Genomic DNA, 18,798 nt, shown 5'->3' with positions numbered 1-18,798 from the left:
ACAGACAATGAACAATATGAAACAAAATCCTACGGCCAAGGCGTGGGGGAGATATTGTGATGATATTAAAAATGGTTATATATGGAATCTTTCTATGCTCAACGAAGGGGAAATCGGCAACCTAAAATTAACTCATCGAATAGTTGATTTTCATGATGTGTACACTTTACCGAGGACTTTTTTGGAATCCTTCTTGCAAAATAAACAGCAACCTCGACTTCGTTTACGTCCTCCCTATCGTGAACATTTATCTCAAGCTTTCGCTAGATTTTTTATGCGAGTTGGTTTACCTACAGGAGTAAAAAAAGTCTGGTAATAGATAAATCACCTTAACTTTTACCAATAACTACCTATAGGGAAAGATTGGTTTTTTGACGATTCGATAAATCCTATGGTTTCCTATCCACAGTTCTAGCTTTGTGGGCGATTTGGTTCACTTGATAACGAATTATTGCGATAGCTTGCCATTAACTAATTTTCAGCGATAATCTAAAGTCAGAGTCTATCGGGAGATAAGATCATGAACCTTCGTCTAGTTCTATTTTCAGGCCTAGTAACGGCTTTAGTTGGTGCTGGTATCGGTTATGGCATTAGCCGCATTGAACGCAATCCCAGCCAAGTCAACTATAGAAATCCCTATAACTATCAAATCATCTATAGACGTTATTTTGCCGGTGCCGGGGCAGCCCTGGGCTTCTGTGTGGGTGCGGGTTTACAAATGGTCAAAGAACTCAAAGAAGCCAGAGATAGAGAAATGGGCATCCTAGATGATGGGTCAGAATTCTAGTCTTTTGGGGCTAATTCCTCAAGAATGATGAATTGAACGTGATTAATCGCTAAATCGCCGATGGGAACTTGGGTTTTTAACACCGGTTGTCCTTCACTGAGCATTCGTTCAAAGGGGATATCTTTGGCAATTTCCGTGTGATACCAAGCTAAACCCATAAAGAAACGATTGGGATAGGGACCACCTTCAAAAATATCATCGGGATTGGACTCCATGGGAACCCAACCGATAGAGGGAAGATAAAATTCCATCCAGACGTGATTGTAATCTGGTTCGAGGGGTAAATTACGTTCGAGGGGATGGGGTGGGCATTTATAACGTCCTACCGTGCGACAAGCAATACCATTGAGACGACACAAAGCCAATAATAAACCCACATATTCCCCACAGGAACCGACTCCGCGCCGCAGGGCAATATCAGGGGTGTCGATGTTGGGTTTGATACCGTAGGAAAGCTGATCATAGACGTAATTACGAATACTATAAACTTTTCGGAGCAGATTGGTTTCCCGACCGGTCGCTTCTTCGGCAGCATTGAGGATAATTTCTGTACTCATGGCCAGATCATCATTATCGATCAAATAGCGATCGGGAAAATCGGCGGGTAAGGTGGGTAAATCTTCGCAATCTTGGGGGGTAATTTGGTATTTAATACCCCATACTTCTAATACGACTTTCCAACCAAAAATATGACGTTGTTTGCCGGTTATTTGCTCGAACTTAAATACTGCTACCCGCTGCCCGTCCTGAATTTCTTCAATAAAAGGCAATCCCACCGCTTCGACGCTGCGAATTTTTTGCCGCGGTGTTTCTAAGGGTAAAGCGATGCGCCATTCCACATTTTTGAGTTCGATATTATAGAGGGGTTCTAATTCCTCGACGTAGGATAATTCAATCAGATAACCGTTAGAAAGGGTGTATTTTTTAGCGGGATCGTAGTGAAAATATAGAGGATGGACAAAAGTACGCGGACGATAACTAAGTTCGTGAACTTGTTCAGAATTGGGATTATCGCGGATACAGGGTTCTTGGAAAGCATAGGCCACATATAATATATCCTTGCCACTGTTAGCATCGCGATAAAATGCTAATCCCGTCGGCGATTCAAAAGGAGTTATCATGCTAAAAAGCTGTTCTCCCGTGGCGCGATCAAGACAGTAAACCGTTTGTTCTAGGGTATCCGTTAACCAAAGTTCTTCCCCGCGAATGGTGATATTTTCGATGCCGATACCAGGCGCGTATAAACGAGTAATTTCCTGTCCCGATTGGCGATCAAATATAAAGATTTGTCCAGAACGTTGACAAGTGACATAAATTGTGTTACCAGTTACGGCGACTCCGTTAGCGGTGTAGGGAAGACGGGTAAAAAATTTCGGGGTAAAATCTTCGAGAGTGCAGCAGTAGAGATTTTCGCGAGTAGTAAACCAGAGGTTATTTTGATCATCGATTGCCAATCCCGTCGTCCCGACGAATTCCTGCCAGCGATGGGAATTAAGTACGCTTGTATGACCAGTATCGAGGGCAATTTGGTATAAATAGCCGTTTTTTGCGTCGATAGCGATTAATTTGTCATCTTGAAATACAATTCCGTGCAGAGCCGTGGCGCTAATCGGACGAATCGTTTGACGATGGGAGGGAAGACTGGCAGGATCGAAAATCATAGGAGGAAACGAAAAGGGAGAGCGTTTTTAGGTGAATAAAACAGCAATTCTCCCCACGATAGCAAATTTTCTCGCCCTTGAATGCTCGTAATGAACTGCAATCCCGAAAAAAATGTCAAGAATTGTCACCTATAGTCCCTCTCATACCCTTGTACCTACCTACGAGTGTTTCAATCGTTGCAGTTATTGTAATTTTCGCAGGGATTTAGGCACTGATGGCTGGTTAAGTTTGGAAAAAGCCAAAGAGATTTTAACTGCTTTGCAGGGTTCGGAAATTACGGAAATTTTAATTCTTAGCGGCGAAGTTCATCCTTTAGCAGCCAATCGAGAGTTATGGTTTCGGCATATTTATAATTTGGGAGAATTGGCTTTAAATATGGGTTTTTATCCCCATACCAATGCGGGGATTTTAACTTTTGCTGAGATGGAAAACCTGAAAAATGTCAATCTATCTATGGGCATAATGTTAGAACAAATGACGGTGACTTTATTAGATACTGTCCATCGTCATGCCCCCAGTAAAGTGCCATCCCTGCGTTTAGAACAGTTACAATGGGCGGGAGAATTAGGAATTCCTTTTACCACGGGTTTATTATTAGGAATTGGTGAAACAGAATACGATCGCTTAGTGACCTTAGAAACTATTGCCACTATTCATCAACGTTGGGGACATATTCAAGAAGTGATCCTACAACCCTACAATCCGGGTAAAAGAGAACAGTGGCAAAATAACCCTTTTGATCTGCAAAAATTACCCGATCTGGTTAGACAAGCTAGGGAAATTTTGCCCCCAGATATTGTCATTCAAATTCCCCCGAATCTAGTCCCTGATCCTCTTTTTCTCTTGGATTGTTTAGCGGCAGGAGCGCGGGATTTAGGCGGTATTGGCCTGATCGATGAAGTTAATCCCGATTACCTCCATTTACACCCCGATAAATTAAAGGAATTTTTAGCAGTTTATGGCTGGGAATTAAAGCCGCGTCTGCCGGTTTATCAGTAATCAGTGACCAGTAATCAGGGAAAAGATAGCACTGTTAATGCCATTTAACACGCCTTACTTAATACCGCATAATTGATTATTATTCATTCTTAATTCTCCTGACGACCGACGACCGACGACCGACTCCTAGCGCCTGACGACCGACTCCTAACCCTAACAACAATTTTTGATTTTTACCAGAGGTCTTATGATTCCCTCAAGCGAGCGCTACTGGCTCAAAAATGCTCATATTCCCGTTTCCCTGCTAGAAAATGAGGGTTTTTCTCCCCAAACCGCCGAGGGATTAACCTTAGTTAATCTGGAAATTAATGACGGTAACATTAATCGCATCACCTCAACCATCCCCCCCGAAGATAATATTCCCGTTATTGACCTCAAAAAAAAGATTGTTTTTCCTTGCTTTGTCGATATGCACACCCATCTCGATAAAGGTCATAGTTGGCATCGTTGTCCTAACCATGATGGCACTTTTGACAGTGCCTTAAAAATGGCCCTAGAGGATTCCCGACGGGAGTGGCGCTTAGAGGATGTGTATCGTCGCATGGAATTCGGCGTTAAATGCAGTTATGCTCACGGAACCGCCGCTATTCGCACCCATATCGACTCTTTTGGTCAACAGGCACAGATTAGCTTAACTGCTTTGGGAGAATTGCAACGACAATGGGCCGGTAAAATCACCCTGCAAGCGGTTTCTCTAGTTTCCCTTGACTACTATCAAACCTCCGAGGGAGCGGCCTTAGCCGATAAAATTGCCGAATTTGGGGGCATATTAGGGGGAGTAGCCTACACAAATCCCGATTTACAGGCACAAATTGATATTACCTTCAAATTAGCCCAAGAAAGGGGTTTAAATCTCGATTTTCATCTGGATGAAAACGGCGATTCCGATTCTACCTGTTTAGCAGCGATCGCGCGTACTGCTATCAAAGAGCAATTTGACGGACAAATCATCTGTGGTCACTGTTGCAGTTTAGCAGTACAATCCCCTGAAATAATCCAAGAAACCCTAAATTTAGTCAAAAATGCGGGCATTGCTATCGTTAGCTTGCCGATGTGCAATCTCTACCTACAGGATCGTCAAGAGGAAAAAACCCCTTTTTGGCGCGGGACAACTAAGATAAAAGAGATGAAAAAAGCGGGAATTCCGGTAGCTTTTGCCAGCGATAACTGTCGCGATCCCTTTTATGGTTTTGGGGATCACGATGGTTTAGAAGTCTTTACCCAAGCGGTGCGGATTGCCCATCTCGACACACCCTACGCTGACTGGGTAAATAGTGTCACCCTCACCCCGGCAAATCTGCTCGGATTGCCCCATTTAGGGCGCATTAAGACGGGTCTAGAGGCAAATTTGTTAATTTTCAAGGCGCGATACTTTAGCGAGCTATTATCGCGACCACAGTGGGATCGCCTTGTGATTCGGCGCGGGTTGAGCATCGATACTACTCTCCCCGATTACCAAGAGTTAGATGATTTAGTTCTAGGAATTGAGCAACTCCTGTAAGGGTTTGACAAAAACCACCGATTCTAGGTTGATAGCACCGTAAATATGGGGAAAGGTCTCTTTTTCTAGCTCTAGAGTGGCATTTTCTGGGTTAGGATGTTGGGGCTGCTCCCATTTAACCGGGGACTGCAATTGTTCGAGAGAAATGGCTAAAACCAGCAAATCTGGCTGATTTTGATAAAAAGCGGCCACAACTTTCGGAATTTGTTCTAAGGTGGAGCAATGGATAAATCCCTCATTTTTTAGGGAATACGCCCGATATTCCCCCATTTCACGAGCTATTTGCCAACCTCTTTCTGTAGTGATGTGATAGATCATCGGTTCGCCTCCTACTGTTACCTTATTCCTAATTTTAGGATATAGCCTGAAGCTGTCAGCGTCCCTCAATTCTCTTAAACTAGGGGTCAGGGAATAAAGACAAGAAATTTGTCCGACCACTGACCAGAACAAAATTGCCGATAACGGCCTCAAAATCTCTTGATAGTCTCTTTTTACCTGATATTAACCTTTTCCCCTTAAAATGAGCTTACCGAGGCAATAACTGCAAAAATCTATGCTAGATAAAATATTTACTCCCAATCCCTACGCTGAAAAACCCGCTCCTCTGCGTCCTCGCAAGGGGGTGATTATCGGTGTTGGTCAGGTGGGGATGGCCTGCGCTTACTCGATGTTAATTCAAGACTGTTTTGATGAATTAATTCTGCAAGATATCGCCACGGATAAAGTCGAAGGGGAAGTGATGGATTTAAGGCACGGAATGCCTTTTATTGAACCCACAGACTTGAAAATGGGAACCGTGGCCGATGTGGGACAAAATGCCGATGTGGTGATTATTACTGCTGGGGCTGCCCAAAAAGAGGGAGAAACCAGATTACATCTCCTTGAGCGAAATGTGGCGATTTTTCGCCGTATTCTGGAGGATGTGGCTGTTTACTGCCCCAGTGCTTTGATTTTGGTGGTGAGTAATCCCGTCGATATCATGACCTATGTTACCCTTAAAATCACCCATTTTCCGCCTTCTAGGGTGATTGGTTCGGGTACGGTGCTAGATTCTGCCCGTTTACGCTCTCTTTTATCCACCCAACTCCATGTAGATGCGCGTAACGTCCACGCTTATATTATCGGTGAACACGGGGATAGTGAGCTTGCTGTGTGGAGTTCGGCCAATATCGGAGGAGCAAGGTTACTCGAAGGAGATTGGCAGGATTTAAGCGCAGCCGACCAAGAAAGCTTAACAGAAATTTTTCTTCAGGTTAAAAACGCCGCCTATGAAATTATCAAACGCAAGGGTTATACTAGCTATGCGATCGGTTTAGCTACCACAGATATCGTTAAAGCGATTTTACGTTCCCAAGAAAGAATTCTCACTATTAGCACTCTCCTTGATGGTCAATACGGTCTCAAAGATGTGTGTTTAAGTATTCCCTCGGTGGTTAACGAGAAAGGAGTGATTAAAACTCTGAATCTTGCTCTCAGTCCCAGAGAAATGGAACAGTTACATAATTCGGCCAAAATCATGCGCGATTTAATCGATCAACTCAAAATTTAACTTAGGGTTGGCTGAATAAATCTAAAAACATTGTTGGCTAAGATTTTTAGATTTTTTTGCCCTGAAAAAGTGCCGAACATAAGAGCGATCGAGGGGAAAATTTAGGCACTTTTTCCCCGAAAATTAGGTAATTGTGGGGTGGACTAAGCAATTAGTGCTAGACTTCCCGAAAAGTCTATTTTATTTCAGCTTGTTGTTAGGAATCTACTTAAAAGAGGTTGTTTAATCTGGCTAATACGCTTTTGGTTATGATACGCGGAAAAGTTCTGGCGATGGCGCTAAAATGGGGTGATATGCCGAGAGTTTCCAATTATCTTTACTCTCAGCAGTGTTATACAGTCGGCAGAATTGTGCAAAAAGTATATTGAGATACAGAAATGCTAGGAGAATTAGTTGAAATTGTAACCAAATTATTTGAAGTCAGCGATCGCTTGAAGCAATCTGAGGATGAAGATCGAAAACGGGTTATAAAGTATTTTGAGCAAGTAGGGGATTGCCTTCTGGGTATTGAACAGGAACTTAGAAATGGCAACCCCTATCATGGCAGGTGGGGCGAACTTCAGGAATATGCTAGAAATTTTCCCAAAAGCATTAGTAAATCTATAGGTGAAGATAAAGAAAAAGAGCTATCCTTGCTATTAGAAGCAATTGTAAATAATACTCCTGAAGACGATAGCGATATTAAAACAATTGCAACTACTGGTGGCAGATTTAAAGCACTTGCAGTCAATATTGCTACAGAAAATGGAGAAGCTCCACCACCGGTTAAACAACCGAAACAACCTATACCTGTAAGCCGTAGAACTGTTGTGTATGCAGCTATCGGAACGGCTACAGCCATTGCGACTGGGACGGCTGGTTGGTTTGCTCGTCAATATCAACCATCTGTTCGATGGAAGATGGTTAGCTTTTTAGGAGAAAGCACAAAGAACAAAGTAATTCTTTTTGACGCTCCATTAATGATTAGTGAACGTATTAAAGCAATAACCAACGGTCAATTTATTATCGAAGTTGATACAACTGGAAACATACTAACAGAGGAAATATTACAAAAAGTAAGTGCGGGAGACGATATTCAATGCGGATTTAGTGGAATTTATTATGAACAAGAAAAATATAGACCCCTCTACTTTGGTTGTGCTGTTCCTTTCGGGTTGAGTCCTCAAGAACAAACTGCTTGGCTCTCATATAAAAAAGATCCTAACGACCAGCTAACTTATATACAAAGTCTTTACAGAGAAATAGGTTTGAATGTAATTCCTTTTCCAGCAGGAGCGACAGGGGGACAGATGGGAGGTTGGTTTAAGAAAGAGATTAATACAGTTGCAGACTTCAATGGGTTAACTATGCGTATTCCTGGATTGGGAGCAGATGTATTATCAGATTATTTCGGTATCAAGACAGATAAAAAGATTTTTGGAAAAGCACTCTCAATAGGAGAAATATCTACCGAGCTTAAAAAAGGCACTATACAAGCTGCTGAATGGATTGGACCGCACGATGACTTTCAGTTAAATTTGCATAAAGCAGGAGCTAAATACTACTACTATCCTGGATGGTGGGAACCAAGCACAACTTTTGATGTGCAAGTCAACAAAGATGCTTGGGAAAATTTGCCCCCAGAGTATCAAAGAATATTTGAGGCTGTTTGCCATGAAACCTACACAAAGATATTATCCGAATATGATCGAAGAAACGCTCGGACGCTTGGAGATATAAGGAAGTTAGAAAGTTCAGGAAATATCAAAATCCTACCATTTCCCGATGAGGTTCTACAGGTAGCTCAAGCTAAAACAGAGGAACTTCTTAAACTGTATGATGCGAATCCGCAGTTTAAGGAAGTACATGATGAGTGGGAAGGATTTAAAACACAAATGAGAAGTTGGGATGATTTATCCGACTTAACTAAAATAATGTCTCGTTTAAATCAACCCATAAATATGGTAGTGCAGTAGGTGGTTTAATTAGTAGTGTGGTTGGTCTGGTTTTTGGTCTTTCGGATAATGTAAATTCACAGTCTTGAATGCTGCTTGACCTTGATTGGGTAAGCGATAATTGAGGATATCTCCTTTAGCGATCGCCGCTCTGGTAGTACGCCGCTTTGGTAGAGTGTGTTAATGAAATGTAACGCACCTCTTTTTTCTCTAGCCGTAGTACCATGCTCATTCATTGAAGCAAGTGATTGTAAGCTAACGGGGTTTTTTGATTTTTGAAAAGGCGATCGTTAGTTACCGTCCTGACTTAAAAAATAGCCAACTGCACGCTGAAGCTGTTCCATCCCTTGTTGCAGTTGGTCAATACGAGCCTTAGATTCCTCCATTTGTTGAGCAGTAGCTTCCACAAACCGATCAATACGCCGATTCGTTGCCTCACTGATTGCTGCTAATCTGTCAATATTGCTTTCTATTCGCTCTATTCGCTGCTGACTTGCCTCTAGACTGGCTTCAATACGGTCTAACCGAGAACTTTGCCACCACATTTAGTTAACACCTTGAAAATAAGCGATTATTGTCCTCAGTTTAGCAAATCTTTAGACAAATTAATCTCTTTTCATAGGGCGATCGCTTGAGGCGAAACTGCGATCGCTGGTTGCTTAGTTAATGAAATGTAACGCACATATTTTTTCTCCAGTCAAACTATTTTTGACTAATCTCGAATGCTAAGTCGTATCTGTAAAAACAGACATCAAAGGCAAGAAAAAAGTTCATCTGTCCTAGTATTAGCGGCGCATATTTATCTTGTGTCCAAGCAAAGGCTAAATCTACGGTGGGGAATTGCTCAACAGTAGCTTTAACAACCAATGCACGAGCTTCAAATCTAGCTAAATTACCTCCTAATGGCAGAGATAGCCTTTGGTTTTCCCAGACTGCACCTAAAGCTAAACCCATTTCATAGGGCAACACATTAACACTAGAACCAGTATCCAAGAGACCCGAAACATTCAAGGATTGACTTTGATAAGTTAATGTCAATGGTAAATAAGGAAGCGCACTTAATGCCCCAAGACTAGAATCTACCTCGGTGAAAGCAAATCTTACCTTATTAGCCATGAGTCAATTCTTGTTTCTCTTTTAATGCTTGAGCAAGAATGGCGGCAGCCTCAAAAGAGTCATGTAAACCTTGTCTAGGGAGATCATCTTCAATAGACATCGGTACAATACCAGAATCCTTGAGCAACTCGGCTACAAGAAAGTTAAGTAATAAGAGCTTATCGGAGTAAGACAATTGCTTTAGTAGGGGCGCAAATTGAGTAGTTGTCAGCATGGATTCAAGAAAGTTACGGATTTTGACTTTCTGCACTTTGTCTGAGTATAACACCACCTTTGCGCTAATCCCTGCCCCAAAAGCAGGCTAACTTTGCTGTTAGACAGAAATCCCAGAAATGTTCAATCTAATCTTTATAGTTCTTCGGTTTGTGTTAGGCCATGGACGGGGTTATAAAGGGCGATTTTTGTCAATCAATTAAGTCTCTGGCCAGATGAGGATTTATTGCGATCGCATTTCCTCTATTGCGATGCCGAAGGCACTGCGTAGCAGTACGCCGCTCTGGTAGTTAATGAAATCTAACACACCTCTTTTTTCTCTAGTCAAACTATTTTTGACTAATCTCAAATGCTAAGTCGTATCTGGCTCTCCCAGGTTTGGTGGGTAAAATGTATTCTAAGATACATTCCTCCTAGCGAGGGGGTGGAACGAACCACAAAGACACAAAGGACACAAAGATCGATCGATCATATAGTAAGTTAAACTTATCACACAGAACCTAGAAGAGCCCGTATCTGTAAAAACAGACATCAAAGGCAAGAAAGAAGTTCATCTGTCCTAACGTTTGCCGAAAAGGTTTTTATACCATTTCTCTAAATGAAAACTACACATCGAATTTAAATCCCCCTTTAAGTTCCCCTTTTTAAGGGGGATTTGGGGGGATTAAACTTCTGTAGTCAGACTTTGGAGAATTGGTATTGTAAAGTATAAGATGATAAAACTCCCAATCGAACTTTCAAAACCCACTCTCCACTCCCCACTCCCCGATACTTTTTAAACAGCATTTAAGACCATCACCATCCCTAAATATTTGCTCCGATTTTTTATAGTAAAGTTATACTATTAAGGAAGCAAAGACGAAATTCTAGGGTTAAGCAATGGTTAGACAACTCGACGACAGCCCGAAAACCACAATCGTCTATCCCGATAGCGATGGTAAACCGATGGCCGACAATACAAGACAATTTCGCTGGATTACGACGATTAAAGCGAATTTAGACTGGTTATTTGCCAATGATGCCGATGTTTTTGTCGCCGGTGATTTACTCTGGTATCCCGTGGAGGGAGATAATAAGACTCGACAAGCACCCGATGTGATGGTAGCTTTCGGCAGACCAAAAGGCGAAAGAGGTTCCTATCAACAGTGGAAAGAGAACAATATCCCCCCACAAGTGGTTTTTGAAATTCTCTCTCTGGGTAATACCCAAACGGAAATGACCAGAAAACTACTGTTTTATGACCGTTATGGTGTGGAAGAATACTACATTTATAATCCCGATAAAAATGATTTGGGTGGCTGTATTCGTCGGGAAAATCGGCTCGAAAGTCTGGAAAATCTCGATAATTGGGTCAGTCCTCGCTTGGGCATTCGTTTTCAATTAGCCCAACCAGAGTTACTCTTGTATTATCCCGATGGTCAACTTTTCACCAGTTACAACCAAGAACGACAAAGGGCCGAAACGGAACGACAACGGGCCGAAACGGAACGACAACGGGCTGAAGCGGAAAGTCAACGGGCTGAAGCGGAACGGCAACGGGCCGAACGATTGGCGGCAAAACTGCGGGAGTTAAATATTAATCCCGAAGAAACTTAAAAAAATTATCGCTACAATGAAAGTAGATAAATATCAAGTCCACTAGCTAGAGTCGGAACGGTAAGCCCAGAAAAAATGCGCTAGGGCAGGGCTGACTAAATCGACGAAGCAATCGCTAAATAGGATTAATTTCCGTCCAATTCTCCCCAATCCTGAACAGGAGAGGCAGAACCGAAGAATTTCTATAAAATTTCGGTAAGGGTGGAAAGATCAAGTAAGTTAGCGTTAGGGCTTAATCTTCGCCACGGAAAGGTAGAACTATGACAGTTTGTGAATATCGTCCAGGTTTAGAAGGAATTCCCGCCGCCCAGTCCAGTATCAGCTTTGTGGATGGGCAAAAGGGAATCTTGGAGTATCGGGGCATTCGGATTGAGGAACTCGCCGAAAAAAGTACCTTCCTCGAAACCGCCTATCTCCTTATCTGGGGTGCTCTGCCCACGGGGGCGGAACTGGAAGAATTTGCCGATGAAATCCGTTATCATCGACGCATCAAGTACCGTATCGAAGACATGATGAAATGCTTCCCCGAAAAAGGCCATCCCATGGATGCGCTACAAACTTCGGCGGCGGCTTTGGGTTTATACTATGCCAGGCGGGCCCTGGATAATCCCGACTATATCCGTCAGGCAGTAGTCCGGCTATTAGCGAAAATCCCGACTATGGTGGCGGCGTTTCAATTAATTCGCAAAGGTAATCACCCCATTCAGCCCAACGATAGTCTTGATTATGCGGCCAATTTCCTCTATATGTTGACGGAAAAACGACCGACGGATTTAGCGGCGAAAGTTTTCGATGTCTGTTTGACTCTCCACGCCGAACATACCATGAATGCCTCGACTTTTTCGGCCATGGTGACGGCTTCCACTTTAACCGACCCCTACGGTGTCATCGCTTCAGCAGTGGGAACTCTCGCCGGCCCCCTCCACGGTGGGGCAAACGAGGAAGTATTGTTAATGTTAGAGGAAATCGGTTCGGTGGCTAATGTTCGTCCCTATGTGGAAAAATGTATCGCCAATAAACAAAAAGTTATGGGTTTTGGACACCGGGTATATAAAGTTAAGGATCCCCGGGCGACGATTTTACAAAACCTTGCCGAACAATTATTCGCGGAATTAGGTTCCGATGAATACTACGATATAGCCCTAGAATTAGAACAAGCAGTGGTGGATATCTACGGCGAAAAAGGTATCTATGCTAATGTGGATTTCTATTCGGGATTGGTCTATCGGAAATTAGGCATCCCCAGTGATTTATTTACCCCGATTTTTGCCATCTCCCGGGTGGCCGGTTGGTTGGCCCACTGGAAAGAACAATTAAATGCTAACCGCATTTTCCGTCCTACCCAAATCTACACCGGACAACACGAAGTCCCCTATACACCGATCGAACAACGTTCTTAGATTTTATCTCCCATTTTTGAATGGAAACACGGTTTCTCGCCTTTGTCAATCTTTCCTAGGCGAGATTTTTTGTCTCATTTCCTGTTATATTGATGGGACAAGGAAACAGTCCATCGGCTTTCAGCTTGGTCAGTTTCGGTGTATATAGCAAGACAAGGTCTTTACTTCTAGATAGTCGGACAGAAAAATATTAAAGATTATGGTGAAATTTTGGCGCAGATTAACGGTATTTTTAATTTCTTGTTTATTGCTGATTTCCCTAACTGCTTGTGGTAATCAAGTTAGACGCAATCAAGTGGTCATATCGGTATTAAGTGACCCAAAAACCTTTAATGCTGTTTTATCGGCCGAATCCCCGAATATTTTTGGTTTAACCTACGAAGGACTATTAACAGAAAATCCCATTACTGGCAAAAAAGAACCAGTCTTAGCAGAATCTTGGACAATTTCCGATGATAATTTGAACATTATTTTTACTATGAGAGAGGGTTTAAAATGGTCGGATGGTCAACCCTTAACCGTTGATGATGTGGTTTTTACCTATAAAGATTTATATCTAAATCCTGATATTCCCAACAACTACCGCGATAGTTTAAGAATAGGATTAAAAAAAGAATTTCCAGTTATCACTAAACTAGATAATCGCCGAATCGAATTTAAACTACCCGAACCTTTTGCTCCTTTTTTAGATGCTGTCAGTTCACCGATTTTACCTAAACACGCTTTAGAAAAAACTATTCAGAAAAAAAGCCCCGATGGTAGGTTAGAATTTCTCTCCACTTGGGGGTTAGATACTCCTCCCGATAAAATTGTTTTTAATGGTGCTTATAAACTAAAAGAATATATCACGGGACAAAGGATTATTTTTGAGAATAACCCTTACTATTGGAAAAAAGATGACCGTGGACAACAATTACCCCATATAACTTCAGTAATTTGGGCAATTGTTGAATCACAGGACACAACTTTACTACAATTTCGTTCGGGAAGTTTAGATTCTATTGGGGTAACTCCCGAATTTTTCTCCCTCTTAAAAACCGAAGAAGAAAGAGGAAATTTCACTATTTTTAACGGCGGACCTGCCTACGGAACCCAATTTATCGGTTTTAATCTCAACCAAGGCAAACGCGACGGAAAACCCCTAGTAGAGCCAATTAAATCCAGGTGGTTTAATAACTTAAATTTCCGTCAAGCTATTGCCTACGGCATTAATCGTCAAAGAATGATTGATGATATTTATCGAGGGTTAGGACAAGAACAAAATTCTTTTCTTTCTATCCAATCGCCTTTTTACGATAAAACCCTGAAAGGTTACGATTATAATCCCGAAAAAGCCAAAGAATTATTATTAGAGGCGGGATTTAAGTATAATAGTGATAATCTTTTAGTCGATGCCGATAATAATCCCGTTAGATTTAACCTGATTACTAATGCAGGTAACAAAATCCGGGAAGCTATTGGGGCGCAAATTAAAAATGATTTAGCCGCAATAGGAATTCAAGTGGATTTTCAAGCGATCGCTTTTAGCAATTTAGTTGATAAACTAAGTAATAGTCTAGATTGGGAAGCACATATTTTAGGTTTTACTGGTGATAACGAACCCCACGCCCCTAATATTTGGTATGTAGATGGAAATCTCCACGCTTTTAACCAACAACCTCAACCCGGCAGCCCGCCGATTCAAGGCTGGCAAGCGGCGGATTGGGAGAAAAAAATCGCCGATTTATACGTCAAAGGTTCCCAAGAATTAGACTTTGAGAAGCGCAAAGTTATCTATAATGAAATTCAACAACTTCAACAGGAATACGTCCCGTTTATTTATCTAGTTAATCCCCTCGCTTTGGGGGCTGTGCGTAACTGCTTTGAAGGAATACAATTCTCCGCCTTGGGTGGAGCATTCTGGAATCTAGAAGAATTAAAGAAAACCTGTGGAGGTGTTTAATGACTCATTTTGGCATTCTTTGTCCCACCGCTTCTGGACATATTAATCCTCTCCTACCTTTAGGAAAAGAATTACAAAAACGCGGTCATAAAGTTACCTGTTTTCTAACTCTTGATGGTGAAGAAATGGTGCAAGCAGCCGGGTTAGATTTTCAGGCAATTGCACCCGACAAATATCCGAAAGGCACATCAGCCAAAAATTTAGCCGAAATTGGTCAATTACGGGGAACAGCCGCCGTCCGTCGCACGGTACAATCAGTGACTAATTCTACCGCTGCCCTCTTTGAAACTATCCCTCAAGAGATGCGTCGCTTGGGAATTGATGCCCTAATTGTCGATCAAGTCTCCCCCTCAGGGGGTACAATCGCAGAAAAATTAGCTATTCCCTTTGTCAGTTTTGCTGGGGCATTGGTTTTAAATCGTGACCCGCTTATTCCGCCCTTTATGACTACTTGGGACTATAATCCCTCATTTATCGGGGTTATTCGCAATAAACTTGGCTATAAACTCCTTGACTCTCTGACTCGTCCTCTGAATGAGTTAATCAACCGGCAACGTCAAGAATGGGGGTTAATTCCCTATCAAAACATCAATCAACGCTATTCACCCATCGCCCAAATTAGCCAACAACCTGCCGAATTCGAGTTTCCTCGGTCAAATTTACCCGCTCACTTTCACTTTACGGGTCCCTTTCACGATTCCTCCACCAGAAAAACGATTCCTTTTCCCTACGAAAAATTAACCGGACAACCCTTGATTTATGCTTCCCTCGGTACAATTCAAAATCGCCTACAATCGGCCTTTAATGCGATCGCCGAAGCCTGTGCCGATTTGCCGGTACAATTAGTTTTATCCTTGGGCAATACCGACTCTAACATTCAAATAACCACCAAAAACGCCCTAGTTGTTCCCTACGCTCCCCAATTAGAGCTTTTAACCAGAGCCTCTCTTACTATCACCCACGCAGGCTTAAATACTACCCTAGAATCCCTTGCCCAAGCTGTACCGATGGTGGCCATTCCCATCACTAACGACCAACCGGGGGTATCTGCTCGGATAAAATGGTCGGGGACAGGGGAAGTGATTCCGATTTCCCGTCTAGAAGTTCCCCGTTTACGAAAGGCGATTGAAAAGGTCTTATCCGTCCCCAGTTACCGAGAAAATGCCCTGAGAATGCAAAAAGCACTACAGAAGACTGGAGGGGTGAAAATGGCCGCCGATATCGTCGAAAAAGCCATTTCTACCAGCCAACCCGTCCTATCGGTATAATAGCTAGGGTCTGCTGAAAAAGTTTTTCCTGGGGACAGGGTGTGACCAACTGTCTGCATCATAACCGATAGTGTCTGCCGCCGTTCCCTGTACACGCACTTGTTAGGCATCGGACTGGCTAGAGTGTATAAACTGGTGAAAGTCTGGTGATTTAATGAATTCTTGAAGGTCTTTTATTCCCTCTATAAATGAGGTTAGCATCCACCCAAGCTCTTCAAGATGAGCTAATAATCGAGGGTTTTGTTCATCTAAAAAACTGATTAACTTATAATAGTCTTCTATAGAGCTAGTATTGAGTAGTGCTAAATCTTGATGAATCAACTTGTTTCGTTCCAACACAATGTCTGAGAGAGCCTGTTTCTGAGCATTTAAGAAATCTGAGTCACTATAGGTAGCCTTAAATGACCAAGACATACCTAACTCAGAAGAGTCTAGTTGAGGTTCAGACTGACTATCATCCACTAGCACAGTGTTATGTAATTCCTTAACCAGTTGACCTAATGTGCGCTTACGAAATCTCTCATGACTGTCAACGAACTGGTTACAAGTTGATGTTGATAATCTCTCAATCTGACTAACTGAAAGTAGATACTTTAAAATACCTTCAATCTTTGAAAAATTAACTATATTTCTGCCTAGCTTTCTTAGTGCTTCAGTTCTAACTACTTCAATATCTATCGGTTTATCCATGATTAATGGTAAGGCGTTGACTATCTAAATTATCTATTTTCACAGGTAATGGCAGCGATGGTTAATTGCCCTCACTCCTAACCGCTCTCCCAGAACAAACAGGAAAGGTCTTTTGATAGACTAGAGTTATAGCCCGACAGTGGGGAGCTAGTGGCAAGAAAAGCTTAATATTTGAGATGAACCGATCGAGCCAGAATATCGTCTAGAATTAATTAGCTCAAAAAATCCCGACTGAATCTACCCTTAAGCAAACTTTTCTAAAAATGATGGCTGAATTACTGAGTCTAGTTCCTGCCAAGTCCCTCGAAACCGATGTAGTGTTAGGGGAACCGTCGGCAGTATGTCCCCTTCCTCCAGTCACGGTTAGTAATGATACCCTACTTATTTCCCTAATCGATCGCCTGCGACGTACTTTGGAAAATCATCGTGGCGAAAATCAAATTGTGGTGATGCAGGATTTCCCGGATCCCGATGCTCTTTCTAGTGCCTGGGCCTATCAAATTATCGCCGAGCAGTACGATATTCACTGTGATATAGTCTATGCGGGTACTCTCTCCCATCAGGAAAATGTCGCTTTGGTAAAACTAACAGGTTTACCAGCTAAACGTTGGGGAGTCCATACCCTCAAGGATAGAGATCTTTCGGTTTATCAGGGTTGTGTTTTTGTCGATGGTCAGGGAACCAATAGTCAGTTAACCACTCTGGTTAAACAGGCAAAAATTCCCGTTATTGCCGTGATTGATCATCATACTCGCCAAGGGGATCTAGAGGCGGAATTTGTTGATATTCGTCCCCAAATCCGGGCAACAGCGACGATGTTAACCCAATATATCCAAAAAGGGTTACTGAATTTTAATACTAGCGATACCGTCCATGTTAAGTGTGCCACAGCTTTGATGCACGGATTGCGATCGGATACGAATAATTTAATGCAAGCGCAAGAGTGTGAATTTATTGCTGCTGGTTATCTCAGTCGTTTCTACGATGCTCAATTATTAAACGCTGTCCTGCAATCGGCCAGATCCCGACGGGTGATGGATGTGATCGAACGAGCCTTAAAAAACCGTATTATTAAAAATAATTATTCGATCGCCGGGGTCGGTTATTTGCGTTATGATGACCGAGATGCGATTCCCCAGGCTGCCGATTTTTTGGTGACAGAAGAAAATGTTCACACGGCTTTAGTTTATGGTATCGTTCACGATGAAGATGAGGATATCGAGTTAGTCATTGGTTCTATGCGTACCAGTAAAATTACCCTAGATCCCGATGAATTTCTTAAGGAAGCTTTCGGACAAGATAACCAAGGTCGCTTTTTTGGTGGTGGCCGTTATATGGCCGGAGGTTTTGAAATTCCTATCGGTTTCCTCGGTGGTTTTAATAATAATGCCGAATACGCTAAACTTAAGTGGGAAATGTATGACACCCAAATCAAACAAAAACTTTCCCATCTAGTTAACCCCGATGAAAAGGTAATTCGCACCTAAGTATCAGACCTCAGCTATCTATTATCATCGCCAAGACCGACCCGACACTGATATGAAACTTTATTTTGTGCGTCATGGATTAGCAGGACAATCGGAGGATTATCTCAACGATAGGGAACGTCCTTTAACCGAGGAAGGTAAGGCAAAAACTGCTAAAGTTGCCCAAAGATTAGGACAGTTGGGGGTGAAATTTGACCTAATTCTCACTTCCCCATTGGTGCGTGCCGTGCAAACCGCCGAAATTTTGCAAAAAGCGGGTTTAAGCAGTAAAATTGAGCAATTTAATCCCCTATCGCCCAATGGCAATATTCAAGATTGGGTGCAGTGGTGGCAAAAGTCCGACTATCAGCGAGAGGAAAACGCGATTGCACTGGTGGGCCACGAACCGGATTTAGGCTATTGGACGGAAATGCTAGTTTGGGGCAAGTTTCAAGGAAAATTATCGGTCAAAAAAGCGGGAATAATTGGTCTAGAGGTTCCCAATCAACAAAATCCCCTAGGTAAGTGTCAGTTATTCTGGTTGACAGCCCCGAAATTACTCCTATAGGGTGGGACTTTCGGAAAACGCGAGCGAGAATTGTCTCTAGTCAAACCCTAGAACCGAGACAGCATCAGCAATACAAACAAATTTTAGCCCGGGGATTCTTTCCCAAT

Annotated in this window: 18 protein-coding genes; 12 read left to right on the top strand and 6 right to left on the bottom strand. The window is 42.4% G+C overall.

Annotated elements, in window-relative coordinates; all coding sequences use genetic code 11:
• Positions 1 to 7 precede the first annotated feature (7 nt).
• Both ACQY1Y_RS17590 and ACQY1Y_RS17585 read left to right on the top strand, forming a co-directional pair.
• Positions 8 to 316: a hypothetical protein gene (locus ACQY1Y_RS17590; protein WP_430013242.1), complete on the top strand. Its 309-nt coding sequence runs from the start codon at positions 8 to 10 to the stop codon at positions 314 to 316.
• Positions 317 to 520: 204 nt separating this feature from the next.
• Positions 521 to 787, top strand: coding sequence for a hypothetical protein (locus tag ACQY1Y_RS17585; protein ID WP_002736422.1), 267 nt, complete (start codon positions 521 to 523; stop codon positions 785 to 787).
• Here the strand turns inward: ACQY1Y_RS17585 and ACQY1Y_RS17580 are convergent.
• Entirely contained in the window at positions 784 to 2,448 is a 1,665-nt protein-coding gene (locus ACQY1Y_RS17580) for a transglutaminase domain-containing protein (RefSeq protein ID WP_002737025.1), read from the bottom strand. The genes ACQY1Y_RS17585 and ACQY1Y_RS17580 overlap by 4 nt on opposite strands.
• Positions 2,449 to 2,560: 112 nt before the next feature.
• Between ACQY1Y_RS17580 and cofG the strand changes: the two genes are divergently transcribed.
• Together cofG and ACQY1Y_RS17570 are read left to right on the top strand one after the other, a co-directional pair.
• The gene (cofG, locus tag ACQY1Y_RS17575; protein ID WP_002773761.1) at positions 2,561 to 3,448 is read left to right on the top strand and encodes a 7,8-didemethyl-8-hydroxy-5-deazariboflavin synthase subunit CofG; all 888 of its coding nucleotides are present in this window, start codon (positions 2,561 to 2,563) and stop codon (positions 3,446 to 3,448) included.
• 187 nt (positions 3,449 to 3,635) lie between these two features.
• Positions 3,636 to 4,949, top strand: a complete 1,314-nt coding sequence (locus tag ACQY1Y_RS17570) for a cytosine deaminase (RefSeq protein ID WP_430013241.1) — start codon at positions 3,636 to 3,638, stop codon at positions 4,947 to 4,949.
• Here ACQY1Y_RS17570 and ACQY1Y_RS17565 read toward each other — a convergent pair.
• Complete coding sequence (locus tag ACQY1Y_RS17565) at positions 4,926 to 5,267, bottom strand: DUF952 domain-containing protein (RefSeq protein ID WP_194017411.1); 342 nt, start codon at positions 5,265 to 5,267, stop codon at positions 4,926 to 4,928. The two genes, ACQY1Y_RS17570 and ACQY1Y_RS17565, sit on opposite strands and share 24 nt — an antisense overlap.
• A 235-nt stretch (positions 5,268 to 5,502) precedes the next feature.
• Here ACQY1Y_RS17565 and ACQY1Y_RS17560 point away from each other — a divergent pair, with 235 nt between their 5' ends.
• Positions 5,503 to 6,498: an L-lactate dehydrogenase gene (locus ACQY1Y_RS17560; RefSeq protein ID WP_409795769.1), complete on the top strand. Its 996-nt coding sequence runs from the start codon at positions 5,503 to 5,505 to the stop codon at positions 6,496 to 6,498.
• Between the two features lie 377 nt (positions 6,499 to 6,875).
• Complete coding sequence (locus ACQY1Y_RS17555; RefSeq protein WP_430013240.1) at positions 6,876 to 8,453, top strand: TRAP transporter substrate-binding protein; 1,578 nt, start codon at positions 6,876 to 6,878, stop codon at positions 8,451 to 8,453.
• 269 nt (positions 8,454 to 8,722) lie between these two features.
• On the opposite strand, the gene ACQY1Y_RS17550 is transcribed toward ACQY1Y_RS17555, so the two are convergent.
• The 3 genes from ACQY1Y_RS17550 to ACQY1Y_RS17540 all read right to left on the bottom strand — a co-directional run bounded on the left by ACQY1Y_RS17550 (position 8,723) and on the right by ACQY1Y_RS17540 (position 9,762).
• Positions 8,723 to 8,977: a hypothetical protein gene (locus tag ACQY1Y_RS17550; RefSeq protein ID WP_002755102.1), complete on the bottom strand. Its 255-nt coding sequence runs from the start codon at positions 8,975 to 8,977 to the stop codon at positions 8,723 to 8,725.
• 157 nt (positions 8,978 to 9,134) lie between these two features.
• A complete protein-coding gene (locus ACQY1Y_RS17545) occupies positions 9,135 to 9,548 on the bottom strand; it encodes a hypothetical protein (protein WP_002794980.1) in 414 nt (137 codons plus the stop codon).
• Positions 9,541 to 9,762 carry a hypothetical protein gene (locus tag ACQY1Y_RS17540; protein ID WP_002755098.1) on the bottom strand — a complete coding sequence of 74 codons (222 nt, stop codon included), beginning with the start codon at positions 9,760 to 9,762 and terminating at the stop codon, positions 9,541 to 9,543. The genes ACQY1Y_RS17545 and ACQY1Y_RS17540 overlap by 8 nt, the downstream gene beginning before the upstream one ends.
• An 878-nt stretch (positions 9,763 to 10,640) precedes the next feature.
• On the opposite strand from ACQY1Y_RS17540, the gene ACQY1Y_RS17535 reads away from it, so the two are divergent.
• From ACQY1Y_RS17535 to ACQY1Y_RS17520, 4 genes are all read left to right on the top strand, one after another.
• Positions 10,641 to 11,357 carry a Uma2 family endonuclease gene (locus tag ACQY1Y_RS17535; RefSeq protein WP_430013239.1) on the top strand — a complete coding sequence of 239 codons (717 nt, stop codon included), beginning with the start codon at positions 10,641 to 10,643 and terminating at the stop codon, positions 11,355 to 11,357.
• 260 nt (positions 11,358 to 11,617) lie between these two features.
• Positions 11,618 to 12,757, top strand: coding sequence for a citrate synthase (locus tag ACQY1Y_RS17530; RefSeq protein WP_002755096.1), 1,140 nt, complete (start codon positions 11,618 to 11,620; stop codon positions 12,755 to 12,757).
• A gap of 199 nt (positions 12,758 to 12,956) precedes the next feature.
• Positions 12,957 to 14,699, top strand: coding sequence for an ABC transporter substrate-binding protein (locus ACQY1Y_RS17525; RefSeq protein ID WP_103112413.1), 1,743 nt, complete (start codon positions 12,957 to 12,959; stop codon positions 14,697 to 14,699).
• A complete protein-coding gene (locus ACQY1Y_RS17520; RefSeq protein ID WP_430013238.1) occupies positions 14,699 to 15,967 on the top strand; it encodes a glycosyltransferase in 1,269 nt (422 codons plus the stop codon). Before ACQY1Y_RS17525 ends, ACQY1Y_RS17520 begins: the two co-directional genes overlap by 1 nt.
• A 102-nt stretch (positions 15,968 to 16,069) precedes the next feature.
• Here the strand turns inward: ACQY1Y_RS17520 and ACQY1Y_RS17515 are convergent, their stop codons facing one another.
• Entirely contained in the window at positions 16,070 to 16,657 is a 588-nt protein-coding gene (locus ACQY1Y_RS17515) for a hypothetical protein (protein ID WP_430013237.1), read from the bottom strand.
• Between the two features lie 263 nt (positions 16,658 to 16,920).
• On the opposite strand from ACQY1Y_RS17515, the gene ACQY1Y_RS17510 reads away from it, so the two are divergent.
• Positions 16,921 to 18,144, top strand: a complete 1,224-nt coding sequence (locus ACQY1Y_RS17510) for a DHH family phosphoesterase (protein ID WP_016517103.1) — start codon at positions 16,921 to 16,923, stop codon at positions 18,142 to 18,144.
• Positions 18,145 to 18,196: 52 nt separating this feature from the next.
• Positions 18,197 to 18,691, top strand: coding sequence for a phosphohistidine phosphatase SixA (gene sixA, locus ACQY1Y_RS17505; protein ID WP_002735419.1), 495 nt, complete (start codon positions 18,197 to 18,199; stop codon positions 18,689 to 18,691).
• The last annotated feature ends 107 nt before the right edge of the window (positions 18,692 to 18,798 follow it).

The sequence above is a fragment of the Microcystis ichthyoblabe FBCC-A1114 genome (genome assembly GCF_050500245.1).
GTDB classification, from domain to species: domain Bacteria; phylum Cyanobacteriota; class Cyanobacteriia; order Cyanobacteriales; family Microcystaceae; genus Microcystis; species Microcystis ichthyoblabe_A.
This window is presented reverse-complemented; position numbering and strand designations above follow the sequence as displayed.